Source organism: Paraburkholderia sp. CNPSo 3076 (assembly GCF_026343935.1).
GTDB lineage: Bacteria > Pseudomonadota > Gammaproteobacteria > Burkholderiales > Burkholderiaceae > Paraburkholderia > Paraburkholderia nodosa.
On the sequence record NZ_JAPMAL010000018.1, the window covers coordinates 149,231 to 175,348 of the forward strand.

General features: G+C 55.7%; 21 protein-coding genes and 5 pseudogenes. 6 read left to right on the top strand and 20 right to left on the bottom strand.

The window, feature by feature from the left end; all coding sequences use genetic code 11:
* Positions 1-121: 121 nt before the first annotated feature.
* A complete protein-coding gene (locus M3A49_RS21895) occupies positions 122-1,810 on the bottom strand; it encodes a tannase/feruloyl esterase family alpha/beta hydrolase (RefSeq protein ID WP_266230820.1) in 1,689 nt (562 codons plus the stop codon).
* 318 nt (positions 1,811-2,128) lie between these two features.
* Positions 2,129-2,269, bottom strand: a pseudogene (locus M3A49_RS42720) (IS66 family insertion sequence element accessory protein TnpB); the annotation flags it as partial.
* Between the two features lie 83 nt (positions 2,270-2,352).
* Between M3A49_RS42720 and M3A49_RS21900 the strand changes: the two are divergent.
* Positions 2,353-2,487, top strand: a pseudogene (locus M3A49_RS21900) (transposase domain-containing protein); the annotation flags it as partial.
* 315 nt (positions 2,488-2,802) lie between these two features.
* Here M3A49_RS21900 and M3A49_RS21905 read toward each other — a convergent pair.
* From M3A49_RS21905 to M3A49_RS21945, 9 genes are all read right to left on the bottom strand, one after another.
* Positions 2,803-3,783 (bottom strand): NADPH:quinone oxidoreductase family protein, encoded by a 981-nt coding sequence (locus M3A49_RS21905; protein WP_266230822.1) that lies wholly within the window; start codon positions 3,781-3,783, stop codon positions 2,803-2,805.
* 268 nt (positions 3,784-4,051) lie between these two features.
* Positions 4,052-5,089 carry a branched-chain amino acid ABC transporter permease gene (locus M3A49_RS21910; protein ID WP_266230824.1) on the bottom strand — a complete coding sequence of 346 codons (1,038 nt, stop codon included), beginning with the start codon at positions 5,087-5,089 and terminating at the stop codon, positions 4,052-4,054.
* Entirely contained in the window at positions 5,086-5,973 is an 888-nt protein-coding gene (locus M3A49_RS21915; protein ID WP_266230825.1) for a branched-chain amino acid ABC transporter permease, read from the bottom strand. The genes M3A49_RS21910 and M3A49_RS21915 overlap by 4 nt, the downstream gene beginning before the upstream one ends.
* Positions 5,974-5,983: 10 nt before the next feature.
* Positions 5,984-6,691 (bottom strand): ABC transporter ATP-binding protein, encoded by a 708-nt coding sequence (locus tag M3A49_RS21920; RefSeq protein WP_266230827.1) that lies wholly within the window; start codon positions 6,689-6,691, stop codon positions 5,984-5,986.
* A gap of 51 nt (positions 6,692-6,742) precedes the next feature.
* Positions 6,743-7,495, bottom strand: a complete 753-nt coding sequence (locus M3A49_RS21925) for an ABC transporter ATP-binding protein (RefSeq protein ID WP_266230865.1) — start codon at positions 7,493-7,495, stop codon at positions 6,743-6,745.
* A 235-nt stretch (positions 7,496-7,730) separates the two neighbouring features.
* Entirely contained in the window at positions 7,731-8,960 is a 1,230-nt protein-coding gene (locus tag M3A49_RS21930) for an ABC transporter substrate-binding protein (RefSeq protein WP_266230829.1), read from the bottom strand.
* Between the two features lie 39 nt (positions 8,961-8,999).
* Positions 9,000-9,881 (bottom strand): 3-hydroxyisobutyrate dehydrogenase, encoded by an 882-nt coding sequence (mmsB, locus tag M3A49_RS21935; RefSeq protein WP_266230831.1) that lies wholly within the window; start codon positions 9,879-9,881, stop codon positions 9,000-9,002.
* Positions 9,882-9,915: 34 nt separating this feature from the next.
* On the bottom strand, positions 9,916-10,899 hold the full coding sequence (locus M3A49_RS21940) for a zinc-binding dehydrogenase (protein ID WP_266230833.1): 984 nt from the start codon (positions 10,897-10,899) through the stop codon (positions 9,916-9,918).
* A gap of 87 nt (positions 10,900-10,986) precedes the next feature.
* Positions 10,987-12,492: a CoA-acylating methylmalonate-semialdehyde dehydrogenase gene (locus tag M3A49_RS21945; RefSeq protein WP_266230834.1), complete on the bottom strand. Its 1,506-nt coding sequence runs from the start codon at positions 12,490-12,492 to the stop codon at positions 10,987-10,989.
* Positions 12,493-12,860: 368 nt separating this feature from the next.
* Between M3A49_RS21945 and M3A49_RS21950 the strand changes: the two genes are divergently transcribed.
* The gene (locus tag M3A49_RS21950) at positions 12,861-14,096 is read left to right on the top strand and encodes an MFS transporter (RefSeq protein ID WP_266230835.1); all 1,236 of its coding nucleotides are present in this window, start codon (positions 12,861-12,863) and stop codon (positions 14,094-14,096) included.
* 136 nt (positions 14,097-14,232) lie between these two features.
* The gene (locus M3A49_RS21955) at positions 14,233-15,156 is read left to right on the top strand and encodes a LysR family transcriptional regulator (protein ID WP_266230836.1); all 924 of its coding nucleotides are present in this window, start codon (positions 14,233-14,235) and stop codon (positions 15,154-15,156) included.
* A gap of 212 nt (positions 15,157-15,368) precedes the next feature.
* Here the strand turns inward: M3A49_RS21955 and M3A49_RS21960 are convergent.
* Positions 15,369-15,551, bottom strand: a pseudogene (locus M3A49_RS21960) (transposase); the annotation flags it as partial.
* On the opposite strand from M3A49_RS21960, the pseudogene M3A49_RS21965 reads away from it, so the two are divergent.
* Positions 15,472-15,987, top strand: a pseudogene (locus M3A49_RS21965) (IS4 family transposase); the annotation flags it as partial. The pseudogenes M3A49_RS21960 and M3A49_RS21965 overlap by 80 nt on opposite strands.
* A 225-nt stretch (positions 15,988-16,212) precedes the next feature.
* Here M3A49_RS21965 and M3A49_RS21970 read toward each other — a convergent pair.
* The 4 genes from M3A49_RS21970 to M3A49_RS21980 form a co-directional block, all read right to left on the bottom strand.
* On the bottom strand, positions 16,213-16,443 hold the full coding sequence (locus M3A49_RS21970) for a hypothetical protein (RefSeq protein ID WP_266230871.1): 231 nt from the start codon (positions 16,441-16,443) through the stop codon (positions 16,213-16,215).
* A 179-nt stretch (positions 16,444-16,622) separates the two neighbouring features.
* Positions 16,623-16,877, bottom strand: coding sequence for a hypothetical protein (locus M3A49_RS42725; RefSeq protein ID WP_416338993.1), 255 nt, complete (start codon positions 16,875-16,877; stop codon positions 16,623-16,625).
* Between the two features lie 23 nt (positions 16,878-16,900).
* The gene (locus M3A49_RS21975; RefSeq protein WP_266230837.1) at positions 16,901-17,203 is read right to left on the bottom strand and encodes a hypothetical protein; all 303 of its coding nucleotides are present in this window, start codon (positions 17,201-17,203) and stop codon (positions 16,901-16,903) included.
* A gap of 101 nt (positions 17,204-17,304) precedes the next feature.
* Positions 17,305-18,258, bottom strand: coding sequence for a LysR family transcriptional regulator (locus M3A49_RS21980; protein WP_323183241.1), 954 nt, complete (start codon positions 18,256-18,258; stop codon positions 17,305-17,307).
* 261 nt (positions 18,259-18,519) lie between these two features.
* On the opposite strand from M3A49_RS21980, the gene M3A49_RS21985 reads away from it, so the two are divergent.
* On the top strand, positions 18,520-20,715 hold the full coding sequence (locus tag M3A49_RS21985) for an FUSC family protein (protein ID WP_266230838.1): 2,196 nt from the start codon (positions 18,520-18,522) through the stop codon (positions 20,713-20,715).
* A gap of 84 nt (positions 20,716-20,799) precedes the next feature.
* Here the strand turns inward: M3A49_RS21985 and M3A49_RS21990 are convergent, their stop codons facing one another.
* From M3A49_RS21990 to M3A49_RS22005, 4 genes are all read right to left on the bottom strand, one after another.
* Positions 20,800-21,717 carry a LysR family transcriptional regulator gene (locus tag M3A49_RS21990; protein WP_266230839.1) on the bottom strand — a complete coding sequence of 306 codons (918 nt, stop codon included), beginning with the start codon at positions 21,715-21,717 and terminating at the stop codon, positions 20,800-20,802.
* Positions 21,718-21,967: 250 nt separating this feature from the next.
* Positions 21,968-22,771 carry a methylmalonyl-CoA decarboxylase gene (scpB, locus tag M3A49_RS21995; RefSeq protein WP_266230840.1) on the bottom strand — a complete coding sequence of 268 codons (804 nt, stop codon included), beginning with the start codon at positions 22,769-22,771 and terminating at the stop codon, positions 21,968-21,970.
* A 4-nt stretch (positions 22,772-22,775) separates the two neighbouring features.
* Positions 22,776-24,035: a CaiB/BaiF CoA transferase family protein gene (locus M3A49_RS22000; RefSeq protein ID WP_266230841.1), complete on the bottom strand. Its 1,260-nt coding sequence runs from the start codon at positions 24,033-24,035 to the stop codon at positions 22,776-22,778.
* 40 nt (positions 24,036-24,075) lie between these two features.
* Positions 24,076-25,398, bottom strand: a complete 1,323-nt coding sequence (locus tag M3A49_RS22005) for an MFS transporter (protein ID WP_266230842.1) — start codon at positions 25,396-25,398, stop codon at positions 24,076-24,078.
* A 152-nt stretch (positions 25,399-25,550) separates the two neighbouring features.
* Here M3A49_RS22005 and M3A49_RS22010 point away from each other — a divergent pair.
* Positions 25,551-26,099: pseudogene (locus M3A49_RS22010) on the top strand (LysR family transcriptional regulator); the annotation flags it as partial.
* Positions 26,100-26,118: the final 19 nt, after the last annotated feature.

The following is a 26,118-nucleotide window of genomic DNA, read 5'->3' on the forward strand; positions in this document are numbered from 1 at the left end:
TATCATCCATCTGGGGCCTCCGTTCCTCAAGTGGTTGTGGCGCAACTCCACTACTAAATGGTCCACCCCGCCCCTCCGGACGGCGTAGGTGTCAGCCGATTGGCGCGCCCGGCGAACCGGGCTAATTCGAGCACGAGAAGCTCGCCGCCAGATTCTGGTCACCACCGATGTATTTGGGCCAATGCGGGTATTCGCACATGGGCCTCGTACGTCCGGCTGTTGCCGGAGTCAGGTCGGTGATAGTCAGATCTTTGGGCTCAACTCCTTTCGTCACCCAGTTGTCCAACACCGTTAGACCGTCATATGAACCATTGAACTGTCCGCCGACGCCGTGGGCCGCGCCCGGAACCAGGTAGAACTTCAGAGATTGACTGAGTGGCCCCTGTCCGAATCGGGATACCAGCCGGTTATAGTAATCAATCGACAATTGCGCTGGAATGAACTGGTCTGATTGCCCGTGCTGGAGAATGATCTTGCCGCCGCGGCGCTGGAATTGACTCAAATCAGTGCTGGTGCTGTCCATGAGTGCGCTTACCGCCTGAATGCGCGAGGTTAATGATCCCGGGTTCGCAGGATTAAAATTCAGAATGCTGGATGCAGCGTCGCGGGCGACCGCAAACCGGAGCATGTCGTTTGAGAAGGTGTAATAAAATGCGCTCTCGCCGACCACCCCAGGCTCTATCACCGCATCGGCAGCTGACGCGCCCCAAGCCAGGCCGGTGGACCAGAAGTCCGCCCCGGAGAACGCGTTATACGCCGGGAAAGTTTGAATTCCGTTTGCCAGATTGAAGCTAAGGTTAAGCGGTGTGCCAGCGGTGGTCATCGTATTGATTTGCGCGTCTGACAAGCAACTATCCCCGGTGTCGGCCCCGCTTGGGCAGCGAATCACCGTTGGATCGAATACGCATGCTGCAGGGTTACTGACAATGCCGTCGGCGACGCCATCCAGAGCGTCGCATTGCTTCATGACGGCTGCGAGAACGGCCTTGCCTTTAGCAGGCGTGATGTATCCTCCAGGTGCCAGCAAAGATTGCGAGATCCTGCCCATCTGGAGCCATAGTCCAGTTATTTCCGACGCGGGAAAGGTGGAAATGATACCGTCGTAGTCTTGCGGGAACCGTTGTGCCGCAATCAAACCCTGCCGTCCACCGCTCGAACCACCAATAAAATAACTGTGCACGAAGTCCGAGCCATATCGTGCCTTTGCAATGTAGGCTGCGAAATCATGAGTCTTCTTAATGTGGTCGCCTGCGTAGTTGGCGAGTGCCTCATCGTTAGCTGCAAACGAACCGTCCAGGGCGTTACCCTCATGCCCGCTGTCGCTTCCCACCGTTACGTAACCCCTGCGCAACGGCGTACTGACCCCCGCGGGCTCCGCCCCGAGTAAGAACCCGTCAGCGGGTGAGCCCTCGGTACTGGCTATGGTGCCGTCAAATCCCCCGCCACCAAAGTGAACAACTTTTCCGTTGAAGTTAGTCGGAAGGTCCACCTCCGTCCGAATATCGGGCGCATTGAAATCGACCGGGTGAATAGTTCCGAGCACTTTGCAGTACTCGCCATTGCTGTTACCAGAATCGGTATCGGCAACGAGCGTCGCGGACACGATAGTGGCACCGGTTGTCGGCAACCCAATAGAGCTGGCAGGAACAGTCATACCAGCCAACGCACTGCACTTCTCGGCTGGCGTCACGGCCGCGACGTTTGCCGGTGCGGCGTCATTGCCGCCGCAGCCAGATACGGCAACGGCTAATGCTGCGAATAGAACACTCACAATAGTCGGGCTTCGGCGAATTCTGAACCGGGTTCTCATTCTCGTCTCCATATATTTTTTTGCTACCACAATACGCTGCTTATGGAGGGCAGTATCTCCCTCCCGCCGCTGATTCGGTGACGCGTTGGCGAGAAGACTGCTGCCCCAATAAGCGATAACGCTTCACTTGTTTTGCGGCGGTGATCAGGTGCGGGGCTCTCGTGGAGCCAGCTCCGGTTGCTCTGCGCAACCGGGCGCGAGGCTTGTTCTGATTTGCCGGACACGACTGAAGTGTCAGCCTGGCTGGGACGCCAATCCATGTCCGCCGACCTCAGTTTGCATGAGGTCTGTGGACAGGCTGGGCTTTCGTTGTGCTTCGTGCGTTGGCGCTAACCGGGCCACCGATACGCCCGGCCGCAACGCGGCCTCGATCAATACTCGCTTGCTCTTCTCGTCGTAGCGCCGACGACCGTCGGCACTCTTGCGAACTACTTTTAACTCTGAGTCTTTGTCAGCCATAGGTGTCCACCTTCACGGTAGGTGGACACCTATGCTCCCCGCTCAGGGTGCCGCTGGGTAGACGTCGATAATGGATCGCGTACGTTCAAACCTGCAAGGCCAATGGTATCGATCCATACCACTACCTGACTTGGCTGTTCGAGCGCCTGCCCCTGGCAAAGACAGCCGACGACTACGAGGCGCTCGTTCCATGGCGAATGCCCGTCGACCTCCGCTGATCTATCCCTCTACCACGTCCCACGAGTTCCGTCACTTCACTCTGAGCGGCGCCGCAAATGGATCGCTTACCGTCAGACTGAACGCGAAAACCGCGTCAATCGCAGTGACAGGTTCGGAGGGACACTGGGGCGTTTCCTACGGCCTCGCCCAGCTTGTTTCGCTGAGCAGCGATAAGTCAACACGGCTGGCAGTCACGGACTGGCATTACTGGCACGATCAAGGTTACGTATTCCGAGGTTCAGACTTCTGGCGGGTTGCGCTAACGGATACCGCCCAACACTGCGCTCCCGCATACATCGCTCAAGCAAGCAACGTCAGGGTTCGACAACAATCTTCCCTATTCTGCCTCGCTCAGATAGTCGCGCAAACGCCTCTCCCGCCTGGTCCAAGGAGTATTTCAAACAAAGTGGCTCTTTCAGAGAGCCGTCGGTGAAACAACGGAATATTTTTCTGACGACAGAAAGCGCTTCATCCGGCGATGCCTGCACAAAGTGGCGAACATCAACGCCGACGAGACTTGCGGACTTGAGCAAAGTCAGGTTTGCAGGCAGCTTCGGTATCGTCCCTGACGCAAACCCGACGACCAAATGGCGGCCCGCCTTCCCCAATGAACGGAACACCGACTCGAAGTCTTCGCCACCAATCGGATCGAAAACAACGTCGATTCGTCCATCTACGTCCAGGTCTCTCAAACTCTCGCGTAACGAACTTTGGTCAGCCTGATGCACTATCACTTCAGCCGCACCCAACTCCGCCACCCTTGCAGCCTTAGCCGCGGATGAAACCACCGCGATTACTCGAGCGCCCTGTGCCGCCGCGGTTTGAATCGCCGCTTGACCAACACCTCCGGCCGCCCCCAGCACCAGCGCTGTCTCACCTCGCCGCAAGCATCCCCGCTCAACCAGAGCGTAATGTGCGGTGAGGTAGTCCACAAATGCCAGTGCCGCTATTCGTGCATCAAGGCCTTCCGGCAGGACGACAATATCCTTCGCTAGAGCGATGGCATATTCGGCCAACCCACCGCCGAGTTGCCAAACAGCCACCCGGTCTCCCCCGGCGACATCTTCGACGCCTGTTCCAACGGCCGCTATAACCCCCGCAATTTCACCTCCAGGCACATATGGCAGTTCAGGCTGTATCTGATACTTGCCGCGAACAATAAGGCCGTCAACGAAACCAAGCCCCGTCGCCTCAACACGAATCAGGACTTCACCTGCTGCTGGCGCTGGCTTCTCGAATGACTCGACGGTCATCGCAAGTGGACCACTCAAGTCCCGGACTACAACTCGACGCATTGGCGTTCTCCTGAAGACCATTCGTACGATGTTGGCGTGGCATCGCCCATTCCGGGCAGGTCATGGACACGAACCAAATACATTGAACTTCAAGCGTAATGTGGAATACAAAAAAGCGTTGAACTCCGACTCTAGACTCCGAGTGCAACTGGCGAATATGAGAGCAAGGCGGTCATGCTTCATCGCGGTGCCCGCGAATGGAAAACAGCTAACGAGCCAGAGCCTGTCCGCACCTCTTTGCTGCCCATGTCCGCAAATGGGCCTGTCATCATCCGAGTTTCCGGACACCATCCAACGCCTCATTATTGCCACGAGACGTCCACTGTCGCCGCCAACGCTTGCCAAGTGCAATCATTTCGCCAGCAATTCCACTTCGGAACGTCAGCACACAGAGGATAAAGATTAGTCCGATAACTATCGACGCTGAGTCACCAAGAGTTCGAAACCACTCCACATGAGTGTTATTCGCTAGCCAGTCACCAATCGACCCAAGCTGGTCTTCCAGCCCGACGATAAGTATCGCTCCAATCACTGGACCGACGAACGTCCCCACCCCACCGACAAGAGTCATCAGCACGACCAGCCCTGAAGTACTCCAGTGAACATCATTCAACGTTTCGAATCCAAGCACCAGAGCTTTGGTCGAGCCGGCAAGCCCCGACAGCATTGCAGACAGGACGAACGCCAGAAGCTTAAAGTGGCTTACATCGTAGCCCAACGAAACGGCTCGCGCTTCATTTCCCTTGATCGCCGCAAGCACCCGTCCAAACGGTGAGTTCACTATCCTGAGAATTGCGCCGTATCCCAAAGCACAGATCCCCAAGACAACGTAGTAGGTAGACAAATCGCTACGTAGACTAATAATGCCAAGGACCGAACCCCGTGGGATGTTCTGCATCCCGTCCTCGCCGCCCGTAAAGGACCAATGGACAAAGAGGAAATAAGCCATCTGTGCCAGAGCGAGCGTGATCATCGTGAAGTAGATCCCCTCCCGTCTAATGGCGAATATTCCCATCACGAAACCGACGACACCGGCACCCAAGACACCCGCTAAAAGGCCGATCTCGAGCGGAAAGCCCAAATCCCGCACCATCAGACCTGTGATGTAGCCGGCACCCCCAAACAGGACAGCATGGCCAAAAGACAGAAGCCCGGCAAATCCGAACAGCAGATTGAACGCGCTGGCGAAGAGAGCGAAGCACATAATTTTCATGAGCAACAACGGATATACAACCGCCGGAGCTGCAACTAAAAAAGCTAACACGGCCAGAGCGCTCAACCGCTTCACGAAAGTCATATCATTCATCGCTGTTTCCCAAATAAACCGGCAGGACGCACAACCAAGATCAAGGCCATCAGAATGAAGACAATCGTCTCCGACAACTCTGGATAGACAACCCGGGTCAATCCTTCAATTAAACCAAGGGAAAGTCCCGTCACAATCGAACCTGCAATCGAACCCATTCCGCCAATCACCACAACGGCAAAGACGGTAATAATTGAATTCGATCCCATTAAAGGGGACACTTGAATGACGGGAGCGGCAAGAACACCAGCAAGTGCCGCCAGACCAACACCAACCGCGTATGTCAACGTGACCATAAACGGGACATCGACACCGAACGCTTCTACGAGCTTAGGATTCTCGATAGCCGCGCGCAGGTATGAGCCGACCTTCGTTCGCTCTATCAGAAACCACGTAGCGACACATACAACAACCGAAACCAAGACCACCCAGACGCGATAGGTCGGTAAGGTAAGAAAATGAAGGTCTAACACGCCCGCTAACTCATCTGGTGCTGAGTAAGGTTGCCCAGAAACCCCGTAAATTGACCGGAATCCGCCCTCGATCACAAGGGCTACGCCAAATGTGAGCAACAGTCCGTAGACAGGGTCGATTCGATATATTCTCTTCAGCAACGTCAGCTCCATCACCGCACCGATCAACCCTACGATGATAGGCGCCGCAACCAGCATGACCCAGTAGCTGGCACCTAGATAATTGAGTCCCATCCACGTCAGGATCCCACCCATCATATAGAGCGCACCGTGGGAAAAATTGATGATCCCCAAAAGGCCAAAGATTACTGCAAGTCCCAACGAGAGGATCGCGTAGAACGAGCCATTTACTAGCCCAATGATGAGCTGGCCAATCAGTGCTGAAACCGGCAATCCAAATATTTCCGTCATCGCTTTTCCCTTAGATTCCGAGCTTCTCGCGTAGATCGGAACGGCGCACGTCAACCGAACTAGCAGGGAAACCGTCAATGATTCTTCCATGCTCCATCACGTACAACCGGTCAGCCAAACGCGATGCGAACTCGAAGTTCTGTTCGACAAGGAGAATCGTATAGCCCCGCCCCTTCAGATCTCGGACGAGTTCCGCCAGGGCTTGTACTATGACGGGCGCAAGCCCTTCTGATATTTCGTCAAGCAGGAGGAGCTTCGCACCCGTTCTTACAATTCGAGCGACAGCCAACATTTGCTGCTCACCTCCAGAAAGGCGCGTGCCCGGCGTTTCCCGACGCTCGGCTAGGTTCGGAAACATGCCGTAGATTTCGCTCATCGGCATTCCCTTTCCTGCCCGGGGAATCAGAGGTGGAAGCTTGAGATTTTCTTCAGTTGTTAGGCCACTGAAAATACCTCGTTCCTCCGGACAGTAACCCACGCCCAACCGTGCGGTTCTGTAAGTCGACATTCCGATGACTTCTCTACCATCGATCTTCACTGAGCCACTTCGTGACGTCGTGAGCCCCATAATCGCGCGCAGAGTCGTTGTACGACCGGACCCGTTTCGGCCAAGCAGGGTTACCACCTCACCTTCTCCAACCGAAAGATTTACTCCATGCAGAATGTGCGATTCGCCATACCAGGCCTGGAGATTCGTAAGCTCAAGCGCAGTTCTCATCGTTCTGCCTCAGTGTCTTCGTGGGTATTCGACTGGAAAACTCTGCGCTCCTCAGAAGCTTTCCGATCCCATGTAAGCTTCGATTACGCTCGGCATCGAAGAGACCTCCTCATAAGGTCCCTCTGCGATTACCGAACCCCTCTGCAACACCGTGATCATGTCGCATAGGCCCGAGACGACACTCATGTTGTGCTCCACCATCAGAATCGTTCGCCCATCGGATACCTTCCTGATTAGGTCAGTTACATTGTGGACGTCCTCGTGTCCCATCCCTTGAGTTGGCTCGTCGAGCAACATGAGTTCCGGCTCGGTACTCAGAGTGGTCGCGATTTCCAGCGCCCGCTTTCTTCCATAAGAAAGCTCACCCGCCAGTACGTCCGCGAATACAGATAAATCTACCTCGTCCAGGTAGCTCATTGCGCGCTCATTCAGAGCATTAAGCGCGCTTCGTCGCTTAAGAAAATGCAATGAATTTCCCATTTTCCTTTGCATCGCAATGCGAACGTTCTCGAGCACGCTAAGATTCGGGAACACTGCAGATATCTGGAACGAGCGAACTACGCCCATCCGCGCAATTCGAACCGGCGACGCGGCCGTAATATCGTGTCCGTTGAAATAGATCTGACCGGCGGAGGGGGTCAAAAACTTCGTAAGAAGATTGAAGCAGGTAGTTTTTCCGGCGCCGTTTGGACCGATCAGCGCATGTATATGCCCGCGTTGGACCTTCAAGTTGACATCGGATACCGCGGCAAAACCACGGAACTCCTTGGAGAGACCGCGCGTCTCAAGGATTGGCTCGAACAGCAAGGGCGCCCCCTTACACAGTGATCTTTCATATTTGGGCGAATTACCACGTCTAATGACTAGCAAAACACTAGTCGCGTCGTGTATCCGTCCGCTCAACTACAGCCAAGACAGAGTGGATATGCCGCAGCAGAGAGAAAGTGTCATATAACCTTCTCTCTACACGGGTCGGACTGCATGGACTTCTTACTGACAGCGTGGCATGTCCGATCTCAATGGGAGTTGTTTGTCCGACTCAGGTCTTAGTCTGCAAGAGGGGGCATCGGCTTTTGTTGACGGGGATCGTCACTGTATCCGCAGGAAGGACCTTGATCAACTTGTAGTAGTCCCATGGGTGCTTAGACTCCGCCGGGGATTTCACCTGGAAAAGGTACATGTCGTGAACCATCCGACCATCTTCACGAATTCGACCGTTTTTCGCGAAAAAGTCGTTGATTGGCATCTCACGCATTTTCTTCATGACAGGGCCAGCTTCATCCGTACCAGCAGCTTCGACAGCCTTCAGATAGTGCATGATTGATGAATAGTCGCCGGCCTGCACACTGTTCGGCATCTTTTTCATCTTTTCGAAATAGCGCTTCGAGAAGCTGCGCGTCTCATCGTTCATGTCCCAGTAAAACGGATCCGTAAGCAGCATGCCCTGGGCAACAGAGAGACCCATACCATTGACATCGGTGATCATGGTGGCGAGTCCCACAATACTTTGCTTACCGTCTTTCGTAATGCCGAATTCCTGTGCCGTTTTCATGGCGTTGACGGTGTCAACACCAGCATTCGCCAGGCCGATAACCGTTGCCCCCGACGCTTGACCTTGAAGCATAAACGAAGAAAAGTCCGATGCGCCAAGCGGATGTTTGACCGACCCGAGAACCTTGCCGCCGTTTTGCGTAACGGTAGTTGTCAGCCGGTCGAGCATCAGCGTACCGAATGCATAGTCAGCCGCGAGGATAAACCACGTCTTGCCACCGCGGTCGACCATCGATTTCCCGGTTCCATTCGCAAATGCATACGAGTCCGCCACGTATTGAACAGTATTCGGGCTACACTCCTCGTTCGTTAGCCGCTCGGTCATCGCCCCGGCAACGATTGCGATACGATTCTTCTCCTTGGCAATGTGACTGACTGCGAGCGCGACGGACGAGTTAGTCAGGTCCGCTATCACATCAACGTTCTGGGTATCAAACCACTCACGCGCTTTGGTCGCGGCGATGTCCGTCTTGTTCTGATGGTCAGCGACGACAACTTCAATCGGCTTGCCAAGTACCTTCCCGCCAAAGTCGGCGACCGCCATCTTGATCGCGGCGACAGCACCGGGCCCTGCGAATTCCGAGTAGTTTCCTGACATGTCTGTCAGAATCCCGATCTTCACGACACCGTCGGAGATTTTCGGATCCTGCGCAAAAGCGCATGAACTCGCCACAAGAGCAAACATTGAGATTGCCGCAGTAACAGCATGCTTTTTCATCGACTGTCTCCTAATATATTTTCCGGCTTTTCCGGATTATTATTTTTTGAAAAGCTTTACGACTGCTGATATGTCTTTTTGCCCGTCACCTTGCTGGCTGACCAATTGAAAGAATTGCTTGGATGTGGCCGTCATCGGTAGCGCCTGACCAGCCTGGTGAGCGGCATCAAGCGCAAGGGTTAGGTCCTTGATCATCAAGTCGCACGCGAATCCGCCCAAGAAGTCGTTCGACGCTGGCGAGTCCTTCACGACACCTGGATAGGGGTTATAGATTTCCGAGACCCAGCATCGTCCAGATGAAGTATTGATAATTTTTGCGAGTACATCTGGGCTGAGTCCGAGACGCTCTCCAAGGCACATCGATTCAGATACGGCGACCGTCGAAACGCCGAGCAGCAAGTTGTTGCAAAGTTTTGCTGCCTGCCCGCTCCCTGCGGGCCCGCAATGAACGATATTCCGCCCCATTGCTGAAAGGACCGGTTGGGCAGCCGCAAATCCGAACTCCGAGCCCCCAACCATAAAAGTGAGTGTACCGGCCTTCGCACCGGGCACCCCGCCAGATACAGGCGCGTCGATCAAATGCTGCCCAGACGCCTTCGCTAGACCTTCAAGTTCAACTGCCGTTTGCGGATCGCTGGTGCTGCAGTCGATGACAAGCGAGCCTTTCTTCGAATGCGCAAGGATACCCTCTGCACCACACATCACCGCCCGCACGATGGCGGGCTTAGGCAGCATCGTGACGACAACATCGACTCTAGATGCCAGCTCCGGAACAGAGTTAGTTGCAACGCAACCAAACTCTGACGCCTGTTCCATCGCTGGCTTAGACAGGTCGTAGACGTGAACACGCATACCTGCAGCAACGAGGTTCCTGACCATCGGAACACCCATATGGCCGAGGCCGATAAATCCAACTTCCATGATGTCTCCAGATTTTTTCTTGGCTTATCTGCTTTCAGGGATGCAGGATCATTTTTCCTAGATGCCTGTCTAACGCGATATCCTCTTGTGCTCGAAGCGCGTCGGCGAGGGGATAAACTGTCTGAATGAGCGGCGTCAGCTTTCCGGATTCGAACAGCGGGTAGATATCTCGCCGAAACTCCGAAAAAAGTTCGGCCTTTTGCTGGAGCGTCCGCGTCCGGAAGGAAACGCCGACCAGCGACACCCGCTTTCGCGCAAGCGTATCGAGGTCGAGTTCGTCCTTGGTGCCTCCCATCCAGCCGACACTGACGATGTGCCCCCCCAGCGCCACGCTTGCAAGGTTATCGGCAAGTGCGCCTCCACCGACCATGTCGATTACAACGTCAACACCTCGGCCATCAGTGAGTTCGAGGACCCGCTGAGCGATGTTGTTCTCACCCTTTACCAGGAAGTGGTTGATGCCGTACTTTTCGAGGTCGGCCGCTTTCTGACGGTTCCGCCCAGTACCAATCACGAGTTCACTTCCAATCGCCTTTGCAATCTGCAGCGTCGCCACGCCCACAGCCGAGGCTGCACCTTGGATCAGAAGCGTCTTGCCTTTGGTGAATCGACCGTTGGTGACGAGCGCGTTATGAGCAGTCGGGTAGACCGTTGTAACCGCGGCCGCGTAGTCGTAGCCGAATCCCTTAGGGATGGGATTCGCTACGCGGCAGTCGATAATCGCCTTCTCTGCATAGGCTCCGGTAGTCATGCCCATTACCTTGTCGCCAACTTTGAATCCGGTCACCTCGCTGCCGACTGCGATTACATCACCGGCCATCTCAAGACCGGCAATGAGCGGCTTGCCAGCGGCAGGCCCTCCATGAGCAGTCGATCGGAGCAGGTCAATACGATTGATTCCTGCAGCTTTGACGGAAACGAGGAGTTCAGTCGGGCCAGGTGTGGGCTCATCTACTTCTTGGTATCGAAGGGTTGGCCTTTCCTTACCCTCCTCCTGGAAAATCAAAACTGCTTTCATAGGACCATCCTCTGAGTAATCCGCAACTACGCTTGAGCGAAGCAGACGCCCCTTTCCGGGGACGTCGCTTGAATTTACTCAGTCAGTTCATGCGGTTGGATTGAATGCGAGCGATATCGGCAGTGCCCCGTCGTCAGGCTCAGGCCAACGCTGTGACACAGTCTTCAATTTCGTATAGAAGCGCGCCGCGTCCGGACCATAGAGATGACCTTCGCCGAACTTCGACCGACGCAGCCCCCCAAAATTGAAATAGGACGTGGGCAGGGGAACGGGAACGTTCACTCCAATCATGCCGGATTCGACTTCCATCATGAAACGATGTGCCGACTTGCCGTCTCGGGTGAAGATCACCGAACCGTTTCCGTATTCATGGCTATTCGTGATAGCGATGGCCTCATCGAAGGTCGCCGGTCGCATGATGCCTCGCACAGGACCAAAGACCTCTTCTTTGTACATCTGCATGTCCGCCGTAATCCGATCGAAGAGCGTCGGCCCGAGGTAGTAACCGTTCGGATTTCCCGGAATTTCAATATTCCGACCGTCAATCACCATCTCACCGCCCTCTTCGAGACAGCGGGCAATCGCCTTCTCAACGGATGCTTTCGATTCCTTGCTGACCACAGCCCCAAAATCGGCGGTCGCATCATCGTACGGGCCGACTTTCAGCGCCTTTATTTTTGGAATAATGAGTTCCCGAAGTCGCTCCGCCGTCTCATTTCCGACAGGAAGCAGCAGGGACACCGCCATGCAACGCTGGCTCGACGAGCCGAATCCTGCGGAAACGAAGGCGCTTGCAGCAGCTTCCAGATCCGCATCTGGCATGACGACCATATGATTCTTGCCGCCCGTAAAAGCAGCGACGCGCTTGTTATGAGACGTCCCTTTCTGATACACGTATTCGCCGACGCCGGTGGAGCCCACAAAGCTAATGCCGGCAATTCCAGGATGCTCGAGGATGGCGTCTACAACTTCCTTGTCACCCTGAACAACATTGAATACGCCATTCGGTAGACCTGCCTCCTTCCAAAGACGCGCGAACTCCAAAGCTGCACTCGGTACTTTCTCGGACGGTTTCCAGACGATGCTGTTCCCGACAGCGACTGCCATCGTCATCATGACTGCAGGAACCATGATCGGAAAGTTAAACGGCGTGATACATCCAACTACTCCAATCGGCCGACGCATTGAAAATACCTCAATGTCACCGCCCACGTTGTTTGCGTATTCGCCCTTTGTGACATGGGGTGCTGCGCATGCGAACTCGATCCCTTCAATTGCGCGACCGATTTCTCCCTTTGCATCTGCGATCGTCTTCCCATGTTCGCGGCCAATGGCATCGGCGAGAACATCCATATTCGCAATCACGAGGTCGCGCAGCTTGAATACGACCGCCAGCCGAGCTGCGTGGGATGCCCGCCCCCACTTGGCAGCTGCTTCCGCTGCCACTTTGACAGCGTGATCCACCGTTTGACGACTGCCAAAGACGCAGCGGGCAACCTCCTGACCAGTGGACGGGTTGAAGACGGGGCCGCTGCGAGCGTCCGTGTCATGGGTCAGTTCGCCGCCGATGAAGTGAGCAATCTGCTTACTCATGTGGTACGTCTCCGAGAGTTGTAGTTGAACTTGAGCCATATCTTATTTCACTATTTCTGCATTTTCGAGCGGCACAACTGGAAGAGGGCTATGCAAAATTGCATAGCGAGGAGTGAGACGAGTCGGCCACGCCGCAGCGATCAGAGAGTCTTTTTGCACGCGGGCACATGAATGAAGTAGCGACAGGCGGCGTCGCGTACACACCAAATAGGCGGTCGGCAAGCGCGGGCTGGAGGAAGCGCGTCGAGCAGGAAATCCGAAGCTCGTTACTATTGCGTCTGAGGGTTTGTACTTGACTCGTCGCGGACAGTTGCGTGTGTCCTGGCATGCGAGGACTTCCACTCGCAAGAGCGCGAGCCGGTTTCGCAATGAGGCGACCAGATGTTGGAACACAACAGCCCACGTCGTCTGAGGGCAAACGCGAAGCGGATGCGACTACGTCGTCAACGACAACCGTAAGCAAACGACGCCTGTGTACGGACTTCCGGGTGCAGTGCGTCCAAGCAACCTGCGAAGCCGAAGAAGGTGGCAAATTCTCGCTGTGCGTCACCACCGCAGTCGGTTCGATGACTGGCATTCTCCAGGCAGCAAATCTAGCGAGGCGGATCGGGTGCCGGCGCGCAATCCTCATCGGCTTACTCGCGGCGCTAGCCGGACTTATCGGAGTCGCTGCAGGCACGCTAACAGCCTCCGCCTGGACCGTAGGCATTGGTCTAAGCTTGCTCGGGCTCGGAGTTTCTGTTTCCGAGGTCGCAGTTAATGTTTTAGGCGCTGACGTAGAGAAGGCGCTCGGGCGCTCAGTATTGCCCCACATACACGGCTGTTACAGCCTCGGTAGCGTCTGTGGCTCAGTCTGTGGGCTCCTTGTTATGGCGCAAGGCTTCAAGTTCGAATGGCATATGCTCGTCGCGTGTGTGTTCGTGGCTCCGGCTACCCTATTTGTTGCGAAGAGGATGAGTGGCGTAGCAGCAGCAAATAATGGGCGTAGTCGACAGCAAGCGCCGAGAGTGGCTTTCTTTAGTGCACTTGCGAGGGAGCGCCGGCTGCTCCTCTGCGGCCTAACTATTCTCACATTGGCACTAACGGAAGGAGCAGTCAATGACTGGCTTCCTTTGCTGATGGTTGACGTACATGGGCTTCCTGAGGAAAGAAGCTCGCTAATGTTCATAGCTTTTGCAGCAACCATGACTGTTAGCCGGTTCAGCGGAGCTGCCATACTCACCCACTTTGGCCCTGCCTTCGTGACACGCGTGAGCGGAGTCCTCACTGCTCTGGGCATTCTTTTCGTGGCATTCTCGCCTAATATATCAGTCGCCGCGGTGTCGACTGTGCTGTGGGCAGTCGGCGTGTCACTTGGTTTCCCCGTCGCAATGTCAGCGGGTGCGTCGGCCGGCACTGATCCTGAGACCAGTATCAGCGTACTTGCGACGCTAGGGTACATTGCATTCCTTGTAGGTCCGCCGATGCTAGGATACCTCGGAGAGCGCGTGGGACTGCGATTTGCCATGATCGCGGTACTTGTCCTGATGATCTTCCCAATCGTGCTTGCTTCCGCCTTTAAAAACCCCGAAGAAGATGGAAGCTGTGCGATGAGCAGAGACTGAGGATGTTCTCCCAAACACTAAAATCGCGTAACGCTTACCTCCTACGACACAACAGGCACCCTTTCGACGGAGACACTGCACATGAGGCGGTCATCCTTCGGAATTGGCTCTGTGATTTGCATATCAAGGACGCGTCATGAACCAGTTTGACTGGGACAACCTTAGGGTCTTTCTCGCCGCCGCCCGTGCGCAGTCTGGACTAGAAGCGTCCCACATTCTTCGAATGAGCCAGTCCACTATTTCGCGGCGCATACAGCGACTGGAAAAGGACACCGGCACAAAGCTTTTTAAACGCAGCTCGCAGGGGCTTAGTCTGACGAGTTCCGGACATCGGTTACTCGAACATGTCGAAAAACTAGAGAGCACCCTCTCCGCTGTGGAAACAACCGTGTTCAGTGACGCGGTTGCATTGAGCGGAGAAATCCGACTAGGAGCAACTGAGGGATTTGGAACGTTCTTTCTCGCACCACAGCTTGCCAATTTTTGCTCCCGTCATCCTGCCATAACTCTCGACATCCTTCCTCTACCTCGGACATTAAATCTCTCGAAGCGAGAAGCAGATGCCTCAGTAGCAATCGACAGGCCCAGCGCGAATAGCTTCGTCACCTGCAAGTTGACGGAGTACAGGCTTCTACCCTATGCGTCGAAGGCGTATCTCGAGCGCAGTTCGAAGATACGGAACAAAGACGATTTGATTAATCATCGCTGGATCGATTACGTGGATGATCTCATTTTTTCTCCCCAACAATTTTCACTAACCAGCTGGCTCCCATCTCTTAAGCCGTCCTTCCGGAGCACAAGCGTCATCGCTCAAGCTCAGGCTGTTAAGGCCGGCTTGGGCATCGCTGTACTTCCGTGCTTTTTGGGTAGTGTTACCGGAGATCTCGTTCCAATCCTGCCTAAAGAGGTCGACATCCGACGCACCTTCTGGCTCGTGGCCCCGCCTGAACGCCGAGAAATTGCTCGCGTCAAGGCGCTTTGGGAATATATCCGGGAAGTAGCAGAAGCAAACAAAGCCTTCTTGATGGGCGAAACCAACAAGTCCACTCCAGTGCACTAGCGCCTCTCCAAGAACAGTACTCGCGGGTTTCTCGCGCGCCTCCCACACGCTCAATGCTCAATGGTATGAAAACTGAAATCGTATCCGCTATTCATACTGGCACCGCGCTCGCTCAGGGCCCAGATACCGTACCATCTCAGGCACCGCGAATGCTTTCTCTCACCAATGGTACGGGGCGGTATATCCTCCCTTCCAGCCCTTAGAAGAGGGTGTTAGCAACCTTGGACAATCGGCGCAGCATGAACGAGCATCAACATTGCAAAGACGACGAAATGAAGCCCTGCAAGCGTCTGCGGAAGTCGCTCGTAATCTCGTGTGAGCCGCCGGAAGCGATTCAACCAGCCAAAGCTGCGCTCGACCACCCAGCGACGCGGCACGAAAGAGGCTTTGTCCTCGGTTGACTACTTCAACATACTGACGAGCCCGGGGCTGTTGGACATAACGGAAGCGTATTTGCCAGAACATCGGGAACGGCTATATCCGCCGACGGTGACGCTGTCGATGTTCATGCGCCAGGCGCTGGAAGAGGACACCTCCTGTCAGAAGGCGGTCAACGGGTGGGCCGCGCAGCGAGCAGCCGACGGGCTGCGCCCCATGAGTGTGCGTACGGGAGGCTACTGCCGCGCTCGCCAGAGACTGCCGCTGACGATGGTGCGGGAGTTGGCGCGCGAGACACGACGTCAACTGCACGAGCAGGCCAGACCGGCCTGGAAGTGGCGTCGGCGCCCGGTCAAGCTAGTTGACGGTACAGGGATCTCGATGCCCGATTCGCCGTCGAACCAGGCCCGCTTCCCGCAGTCCAGTTCGCAGGCCGAAGGAGTGGGATTTCCGAGCAGTTCGGACAGCGCGTCGCCCATGTCGCCAGTCGAGACGCCTCGCAGGTACAGCCACGGCAGCGATGACGACACTCGCGGGGACTTGCGCACGTAGGGCGGCACGATCGTCGAATTGAACTTCACCCCCGAGCCCGACGATGGCCGGAGGACGGTCGTGCGCAACGGCTATCTGCCAGAGCGCGAGATCGTCACGGCTGTGGGCCCTGTGCCGGTTCAGGTGTCAAATGTGCGAGACGTTCGTCTTCACATTCGAATACTGCTCGAGCATTGCCGCCAGTTCCGCCTCGATTGCCTGCTGGATAATCCGCCGCGCTCCTTGCTGGATCAGATCGTCCAGGCCGGGCGTACCCTTGATGTCTGCTTCTGCCGTTTGACTGCCGCTCGTATCCTGCGTATGTTTCGCCATGGCGGTGGAGTTCGATTGAGGAAGTGTTACCGTGAGAAGCAACATTCTCCGTCAATCGCCACCGCCTTCTCCCGCTTCTTCCCTACGCCGCGTACACCACTTTCAACAATAGCTCCCCGACAAGGCAGGAGTGAATTGATATGCGGTGGACTTGATCAGCTTTGCCCTAAGATTCATTTTGCCCATGCACTATTAGATCAGTGCAATTTCATTGGTTCAATGGACTAGGCGCAGAAATGTCCAGTGAACGCTGCAGTACAGGAGCCGACTGGCCAGCCGGGGAAATGAATAGGGCCTCGGATCTCGCGGCGCAGGAAACACGGTTGCGGCGGGTAAGGTAGCGCTTCAGGCGCCGTGACCGCCGTTGGGTGCAACGGAAGTTCCCGCTTCTTATTGAACCTTGCCTCCCGGATAATGAGCGTACCGTTGCGCGCATCGAATTCCTGCCGATCCAGATTGATCGCCTCACCGACACGCATACCAGTGACGGTGAGTAACCCTATCAATGTCTGGTAAGTTGCCGCTCGCAGTGGGGAGCTGGGATTCCTGCGGCGCTGATCAACTGGACAATCTCGTCCTCACGATCCAGATACGGGATAGCTCGGTGATCCCTCCAGGGCAGCAGGTCCGCATTGCAGAGCTCGATCGCTTCGGCCAGAAAAAGACTGACCAGATTGATCTGGACCAGCTGATTTTTGCGCTCTGCCGACTCGTGATTCTCGGCCTCGCCATCTTGAATATCGTCAATCGGCTCGTTTTCTCTGTATGCACGGTTACGGTCTAGTGGCATACTTCGATCAAACATGGGGCACCTCGAAAGATTTTCCTTGAGATATCGCCAGAACCACCATTTTCTGCCTCAATCGTAGAACCCACTCCTCGGTTAGGCGATGAAACTCGCTCCATCTACGCGACAGCCGAGAACATCAGAGTCCGATGCGATAGCAGCGCTAGCTCGTCCCCCTGAATTGCTTGAGGCATATTGCTCTGCAAACACTCCATCCACGTTTTTATCTTGGCATCTACAAAATGTCGTGATGGATAAATCGCGTAGATGTTCATACTTTGCAACGTGAATTCTGGCAGCACACGAACGAGAGTACCATCCAGCAGACCATCGACTGCCGCGAATAGAGGCAGAATGCCGATTCCCATCCCACTTGTAACTCCAGAGACGATTACTTCCGACACGTTCGTCTGTAGAACGCCTTTTATGGGAACCTCCACGCGGCCCGCGGGGCCATCTAACGTCCACAGTCCGGCCTCAGGAGCAGCTACCTCAAGCGTTAGGCAGTCGTGTAAAGGAAGCTCACTCGGTAAGCGGGGAGTGCCGCGTTTTTCGAGGTATTCCTTGGATGCACACAATACGCCATATATCGACCCTACCTGGTGCGCAACCAGATCTGAGTCCGGAAGAGCCAACGCGGCAACTATGGCGACGTCACAGCTCCCATCGAACAGATCAGGCATTTGCTGAGAGCAACTCAATTGGACAACGATATCCGGATAGGCTTCCCGGTATCGGCGAATGGTCGGCAAGACGTAACGGCGGCCGATTGACGAGTAACTATGAACCTTCAACGTGCCAGTAGGGTGCAAGTGTGCGTCCGTTGCCTCCTCCTCGGCCAGATCTACATTCGCCACAATCAAACGACATCGTTCCAAATATCTCGCTCCCGCAGCGGTTAGTGACAGACGTCGCGTGGAACGATTGAGAAGCCTAGTGCGCAGACGTTTCTCGAGGTCTGAGACAGCGCGCGAAACTGCGCCTGTGTTTAGTTCTGCAGCGCGCGCTGCAGCCGTAAAGCTTCCCGAATCGACAACCTGAATAAGTAGCCTCATCGAATCGATTCTGTCCATCTCCACCCTTCATCTTACGATGCACTCGGTGCGCGTCGCCGTACCGTGGTACCAAAGGGCCCATTGTGCGGAAATCTCACGACATGGCCCATCATATGACGATTTTTGCACCCAAGCGCGTAGTTCGTTACTCATTTTATGCACAACGATCGTGCGTTTGAGCCGTGGCGGATTCTTGACGCGGCGCGTACGATTCGGGCGTTACTCCTACTCGCCAGCAGAGTTGTAGATCCATTCTTGCGGCTCGGCGAACCAGTGCTTATGACGCAGCAGTATGCTTCCCCTCAGTGCGCTCAAAAATCGACCGCAAGCCTCATTGCAGATAGCGCACGGCTGTGGTTCGACGAGGACGGACTCGCGTGGCTTTTTGCCTTCAAAGCCGCCCTTGCCGCAGTTCTAGCTCTAGCGATTGCCATGCGCCTAGATCTCCCCCAACCGCGAACGGCAATGGTCACGGTATTCATAGTTATGCGCCCACAAACCGGCCTCGTGTTTGCACGGGGCTTCTACCGCGTCGCGGGCACCATCGTTGGCGTTTTTGTGGCAATAACCCTGATTGCCGCGGTTGGACAATACCCCGAGGCTTTCATCATCCTTTCCGCCCTTTGGATTGCCATTTGCACTGCTGGCGCAGCCAGGAACAGAAACTCGCGGTCCTATGGTTTTGTCCTAGCAGGGTACACGGCCGCAGTGGTTGGCGTTCCGGCACTTCAAGATCCAAATTCTGCCTTCCTGATCGCGTCTACACGCGTGGCCGAGCTTTCCTTAGGCGTTATTTGCGCGAGCGTTGTTAGCGCCCTTGTCTTCCCGTCGTACGCAGGCAATCAGATTCAGGCTGCGCTGCGTGCCCAAGCTTCAAAGTTTCTGTCGTATCTCGCGAAGTCTTTCCCTTCAGACAGTTACGTAGAGGATGTCGTAGCGATGCACGAGCATCTAATTACGTCGCTAGTGAACTTCGAATCACTCAGAGTCGTCGCGGTTCTTGAAAGTCACGACATGAAACGCCGCAGTCAGCGCATGCAGAGACTCAGCGCGGAGCTCATGGCTGCGTCTACACGCTTCCATTCCCTAGTGCACTTCCGGAACCAGCTACGCCGCGAGGGCGACGAGACAACGATTAATTTGCTTAATCATTGCGTTGCCGGTTTGGGGAAGTTACTATCGACGCCCTCGACCGCGCTCTCAACATACGAAGCAGCGAAACAAGTGGCGCACAATCTCGATCGGGTTAGGGTGCGCGTGAATCGACGGATAGCCAATGCACTGGTCGCCAAAGAAGGCAAAACGTCGCCGTCTCTCAATCTCAAAACCGCTACAGCACAACTCGAACGTTTTGGCGTGGAGCTATCGGCATACGTCCGCACCTATGCTTCTTTACATGAGGAGCGCCACCCGCGCGAAGAGTGGCTCGAAGTGCTCACACCCAAAACTGATCTTCTCGTCGCAATGGCAGCGGGAGCTCGTGCTGGCGTCGCAGCGTTGTCTCTAGGTTTTTTTTGGATGGCCACTGCGTGGCCAAGCGGTGCGACTGCTCTTGTACAAGGCACAGCCATCTGCGCGCTTTCCTCCACTGCAGTGAATCCCTTTCGATTCGCAACTCAGATCGCATGGGGAACCGTTGTGGGAGGCCTAGTGGGCGCCGCACTTGTGTTTCTTGTGTATCCTCAAATCGACGGCTTTCCTTTACTGTCGCTGGCCATCGCCACAGCTACAATTCCCGGTGCACTTGTCATGACACGCGCAAAAATATCCGGTTATGGAATCGGCTACTGTGTATTCATGCCGGCGCTAGCCGGACCAGAAAATCCACAATCTTTTGCTCCTGATACCTTTATCAATGATGCAATTGCGATCGTTCTATCGATGTTCGTTGCAGCAATTGCCCAAGCGCTAATACTTCCCGCCACGTCAATCTGGTTCCGAAGACGCATCACAGCGCGATTGAAAAAAGAGGTTTCTCATGCGTACTCGGCTCCTCTAAAAGGACTTCGTGCCACTTTCGAGAGCGGCACTCGGGACTTAATCGCTCAGCAGTTGATGCTTCCACCACATCATGGCTATCCAATCACCTCGTCACTTGAGTGGCTGAACTCTTCGCTCGAAATCGGAACTGCAGTTATTGATTTTCGCGAGGCCTCTTCGAAAATCACCTCATCCGCTGGATCAAAAAATTTACCAACGGCGCGAGCCGGGCTATCGGCTGTAGTAGGACTCTTTACACAAGCTAATGCTGTGCTTGTGGCTGAGGCCTCTGTAGCGCTCGAGAAAAGTATGGCAGTCGTTCGAGACGCATCCATCCAGTTTTCAGTTCCTGTCGACGAGCAAGGGAGATTCAACGAAATGCTGATGGCCTTGAATTTGATTAAATACTCTCTCAGCGATCCCAACACGGCAATTGGCAGAGTTGCTATACACGCGGCTCTTCATCGCTCGGAAAGCCGCAACATCGAGGGCTAAACAGGTACGGAGAACGCTTGCGCAGCGGCGCCTACGGATTCGCGACACACGGCACGATCTCACGACAAATCAGCAGAGGTGTCGTCAGATCGACTCACCCATAAAAAGGCGCGCATTACGGCGAACGGCATCTGCGATGAAGTTCGCTACCTCACGGATATGTGCGGCTTTTCGATGATCCTGGTGGACATGCATGTGGAACGAACGCGTTAGTACGATCTCATCTGGCAGCACACGTACGAGCGTCGGAAAAAAAGAAGCGATATACGCCGGCAAGATCCCCAGCGCATTTCCCGCCAGTGTCGCGAACACCTGTGGGAGTAGTGCAGAACTGCGGATGCGAGGTACGAGTTGATCACTGACTACATCGATATAGTCAAGCTCTGGCGCAAACAGCCCCTCCTCCACATAACCAACAAAAGGATGGCGCTCCAGATCCTTCACTACTCGAATTGGTTCAGCTTGAGCCAGATAACTACGAGAACCGTACACAAACATTCGATAGTCCGTCAATCTTCGAGACGCGACTCGCAGGTGCTCCGCACCCGAGAGCCCGACGGCTATATCAACCTCCCCCTTCCATAAACTAAATTCCTGCGGCGCCGCGAAAAGTTCGACCTCGAGTAACGGATGCAAGTTTGTCAGTTCATGCAGTTTAGGTGCCAAAAAGATGCTGGCAAATCCGTCCGGTACGCCAACTCGGACCACACCCTGAAGTTGCTGCCTGTTTGCGCCAGTAGATGCCTTCGAAAGCAACCAGGCACTTTCAATGGATTCCGCCGTTTGCAGTAATCGCTCACCGGCAGGGGTGAGTACGTATCCAGCGTTGCTCTTATGAAAGAGCCGATCCTCGAGCTCGCGCTCCAATGACTGGATGTGACGCGAGACCGTTGTGTGCTCAGTGCCAAGTCGCTCCGCGGCTGCAGACAGCGTGCCGGCCCTCGCCACCGCTAGAAAGTATCGAAGATCGTCCCAATTTTCGCCCTGTTTTCTTGCAGGCATGTTGCCTCAACGTCCGCTCGATCATTCGATATTCTGGATTCTACCGCACCATTTCGACCCCATCGGCAGACAAGGAAATTCGTGTGAATCATGTCACGAGAACATGGCCGGGACCACTCGCCCCCCACGAAGCTGTCGTCACGCGGCCTTCAATGATTTTTTTGCTGCACGAATGTCGTATTACACGGTTTGGCGGCCTCACCGCATCCCTCTGCTCGCCTGAGCACCTCAGTATAAACAGTGCGTAGCACTATCGCCCGCGAAACAGCGGCGCCCGCCGCTGCACAAAGGCCTCTAGCCCCTCGCGCATATCTTCGCCTGAACATGCCACTCTGCGAAGCTCAGTGATCCGCTCCATCGCGTCAACGGGAACCGGAACCAGATCCTCGAGGATACGCAACTGCTCTTTTACGGCCGTAATGGCAAGCGGCGCTTTAGACGCGATACCCCTCGCCATTTCTAGCGTCAGTGCTTCAAGATCTTCCTGTTGCACGAGACGATTGACCAATCCAAAGTGTTCCGCTTGTTCAACTTCAAGCGGACGGGCACAGAAGAACATTTCCTTCAAGATGTGAATAGGCAGGTTGTTCACAAAGCGCAGCAGCCCGCTCGTGCTATAGGGAAGACCGATGTTCGCAGGGGTCATCGCAAAACGGGCGCTCATATCCGCCACCACAAGGTCGCAACTCATGACGAGATCAACGGCGCCGCCCCACACAGAACCCGAAACCATTGCAATCACGACTCCGGGGTAGGTCCGCACCCGGCGCAATAGTCTTTCGAGCGGCTTACCCCATGCAATTGGGTCGTGATCTTCCGCAAGCTCATCAATATCGTGGCCAGCACTCCAGACTTTCTCACCCAGCCCGCTCGTCAATATGACAACCGAAACACCTTGCGATGCAAGCACCGTCAACTGCTTCTCCATCGAGCCCAATAGCGCTCCATTTAACGCGTGAAGCTTTGACGCATTGCGAAACAGTACCTTCGCGATACGCCCGTCGATGATTTCCGTCGTGACTTCGACCGCCTCTTCCGATGTCATCGTACTCATTCCATTACTCCACATTCTGGGCCAAATTGATCTCCGGAGCCTCCGCGGGTACGCGGGGAACCTGATGAACAACGCCCGCGGCGAGTAACGCATACAGATCCGATTCACTATAGCCGGCTTCCCGCAGCACCTCCGCTGAGTGCTCACCGAGCGCAGGCGGTGCACGGCGAGTGGCTGTGCGCGGGGTGGCTTTCCCGTTTCTCGCAGCACTGAACACAGGTGTCGGCACCTGACGCAGCTGGCCGAGCGTCCGATGGTGGATTTCCTCGACGAGCCCACAGTGCTTCACCTGCGGGTCAGCAAACACTTCTTCGAGCGTATGAATTGGACCCGCAGGCAACCCTGCGGCAACAAACAACTCTGTCCATTCGCGTTTGCCGCGTGTCTTCAGGCGACTTTCAAGAATCCCCTTGAGCTCGTCGCGATTTGCTACGCGTGCTTCGTTGCTCGCGAAGCGCGAATCGTTAGGCAATTGCGGCAGCTCTAACAGTTTGCATAGGCGGCGCCACATCTCCGTGGTGATCGGCGCAATATTGAGGGGACCGTCCGCAGTCTCGAATACGCCGTAAGGCGCAATTACCGCGTGTGCATTTCCAGTTCTCTCCGGCACATTGCCTAAGCTTAGGTAGCGTTGAGCATGTACGCTGAGAAGCCCAACGAGCCCTGCCAACAATGACGTGCTGACGTGCTGCCCGCGCCCCGTGCGATCTCGCTCGAAAAGCGCCGAGATGACGGCGATGGTAAGCCAGAGGCCCGAGCTTAGATCGCCGATTGCCGTACCTGTTCTCGTCGGTTCGCCCCCCGGAAACCCGGTGAGACTCATCAGCCCCGAGTACCCCTGAGCGATCTGGTCGAACCCCGGCCAATCCTTCAGCGGTCCGGTGTCGCCAAATCCACTAATACTGGCCATGACCAGCCTGGGATTCCTTGCGCTCAGCACGTCATAGCCGAGCCCCATGTTCTCCATCGTGCCCGGCTTGAAGTTTTCGAGAACGACATCTGCACCGTCGATAACGCGTTTCACGCCGTCCAACCCTCGAGGGTCACGCAGGTCGACGCAAAGTCCACGCTTGTTGCGGTTGCACGAAAGATAATACGTGCTGACCCCCCGGTCGAAAGGGCCCCACGTGCGGCTCATATCTCCATTTGGACCGGCTTCGACCTTGACGACGTCAGCGCCAAGGTCGGCCAGTACCATCGCGCAAAACGGCCCTGAGAGCGCACGCGTCAAATCGATGACCTTGATTCCTTCCAAGGCTTTCATGTGATATCTCCAGTTGAAGCTTCGAGGATTGCAGCAGGCGCTATTCGGGAAGCCGCGTGTCGCGCGTTTCCATGGCGAACGGCAGTATTAAAAGGCCAAGGCCGAAAGCGACAGCAGTCCATGCAACTGGCGCACCCAGCGTACCTTGCCAGCTGATCGCCGCGGCGAGCAGAAAATTGACACCGGCACCGATGAAGCGGCCAATCGACGCATTGAAGGCAAACGCGGTCGCTCGGATTTTTGTCGGATACTGCTCCGGTAGCCAAAGCGAGAAAATCGCGAAATTGCCGCCAAAGAATCCGAGCAAAGCAAGGGTGGCCATGAACGGGAGAAGGCCGTCTGGCACGTAGTAGGCCCATGCGAACGCAATAACGATAGAAACCGCCATCCCAGCAAAGTAGATGCCGAGTGCGACCCTGCGCCCTACCTTCTCCGCGAGATACGGTGCGACCAGGCAACCGACAATCGTCCCCACGGACAAGATGGCGGCGCCGATGGAAGCGAGACGGATAGCGTCTGCCTTACCGATTCCAGCACGGGTCGCGAGGCTGACCACCGCGCTCGCCTCATAGACCGATCCTGCCCAAAGACCCACGATTGCGACGCCGACCAGCGCCGCGCTGGTTATCGTGCGCCGGCGAAACTCGGGCGCGAAAATCAGGCGAAGCGGCGATACGGCATTCTGAGAAACCCGTTGCGCGTTGCGCCGGGATGCCCGGTCCCATTTGCCTGGCTCCTTCACCTTGCACACGGTAAAAATGGCGACCGCAGCCGGCGCGAGGCCACACAGAAACATAGCGCGCCAGCCGTTCTGAGCGCCGATTGTGTAGTTGAGCCACGCCGCAATGAAGAAGCCGAGGTAGTAGCCTGTCTGCAAATAGCCAGCCCCCATCTTTCGGCGGTCCTCCGGCCAGCTCTCCGCAACATACGTTCCGGCGAGTGCCCATTCCCCACCAACGCCTATGCCGGCAAGCAAGCGGAACAGACCAAGCTCCCAAACGTTGTGTGCAAAGGCAGCCGCGCCCGTGAAAATCGAGTAAATCAATATGCTCGCTGCAAGGGTGCGAACACGGCCGAAGCGATCAGCGAGCGGCCCCCAAATGAACGACAGCCCCCAGCCGATGAGAAATAGGGCAAACAGGATCGAACCATACATACCGAGATTGCCCGCGGTTGGCTTGATGCCCGAAAGCGGCAGTAACTCCATAAGCGCCGGCACGAGGACCAACGCGTAGATGACGGAATCCACGCCATCGAGAACCCATCCGAGATAGACCGCCCAAAACCCGCCTATCTGCTCCCGCGATAGCGGCGTACGCCCCGCCTTGACGTCGGGCGAGGTCGATACAACTGCTTTTTGCATGGCTTGTCTCCGTTTGTGTCGCCGTCCATACGCGATGTCTTCTCACCGGCAGCGGCTATATGAGACGAGTATAGGAAGAGACACAATCGCCGAAAAATATGATATTCCTCTCACGCAAGCGTTTTTTCTTATGGCGCCGAACAGGAGACAGCATGGATCTGAAACAACTCCGGTACTTCGTGAAGGTGGTCGAATATGGCAACGTCACGCGCGCCAGCGAGGCGCTGCATGTCGCGCAACCAGCGGTTAGCCAGCAGATACGCAATCTTGAGAGTGAGCTCGGCATCCTTCTCCTTGAGCGCAGCACGCAAGGGGTCGCACCGACCGCGTCAGGGGAAACTCTATATCGTCATGCCCTGGAACTCCTGCGCCAGGCGGATCGCACGAGCGAGCTATTGAGGCAGGACGCGGAGTCGCCACAAGGTAAGGTTTCGGTAGGCCTCCCCTCGAGCACATCTCGCGTTCTTGCGATTCCCTTAGCTCGCGCCGTCCGGGACAGCTATCCCGGCATCGTGATTGAACTGATCGAAGCACCCACTGCCGACCTGCACGGGCTCGTTGCGAATGGTCGAGTTGACCTGGCCATCGTGGCTGATGCGGTCGAGACCCAAGGAGTACGGGCTGAACGCCTTCTTTCGGAGGCCTTGTACCTGATCGCGTGGCCCGAGTTTTCCCTGCCTCGCAGGCCGATTGAACTCAATGTAGAGAGCGTCAAGCAGC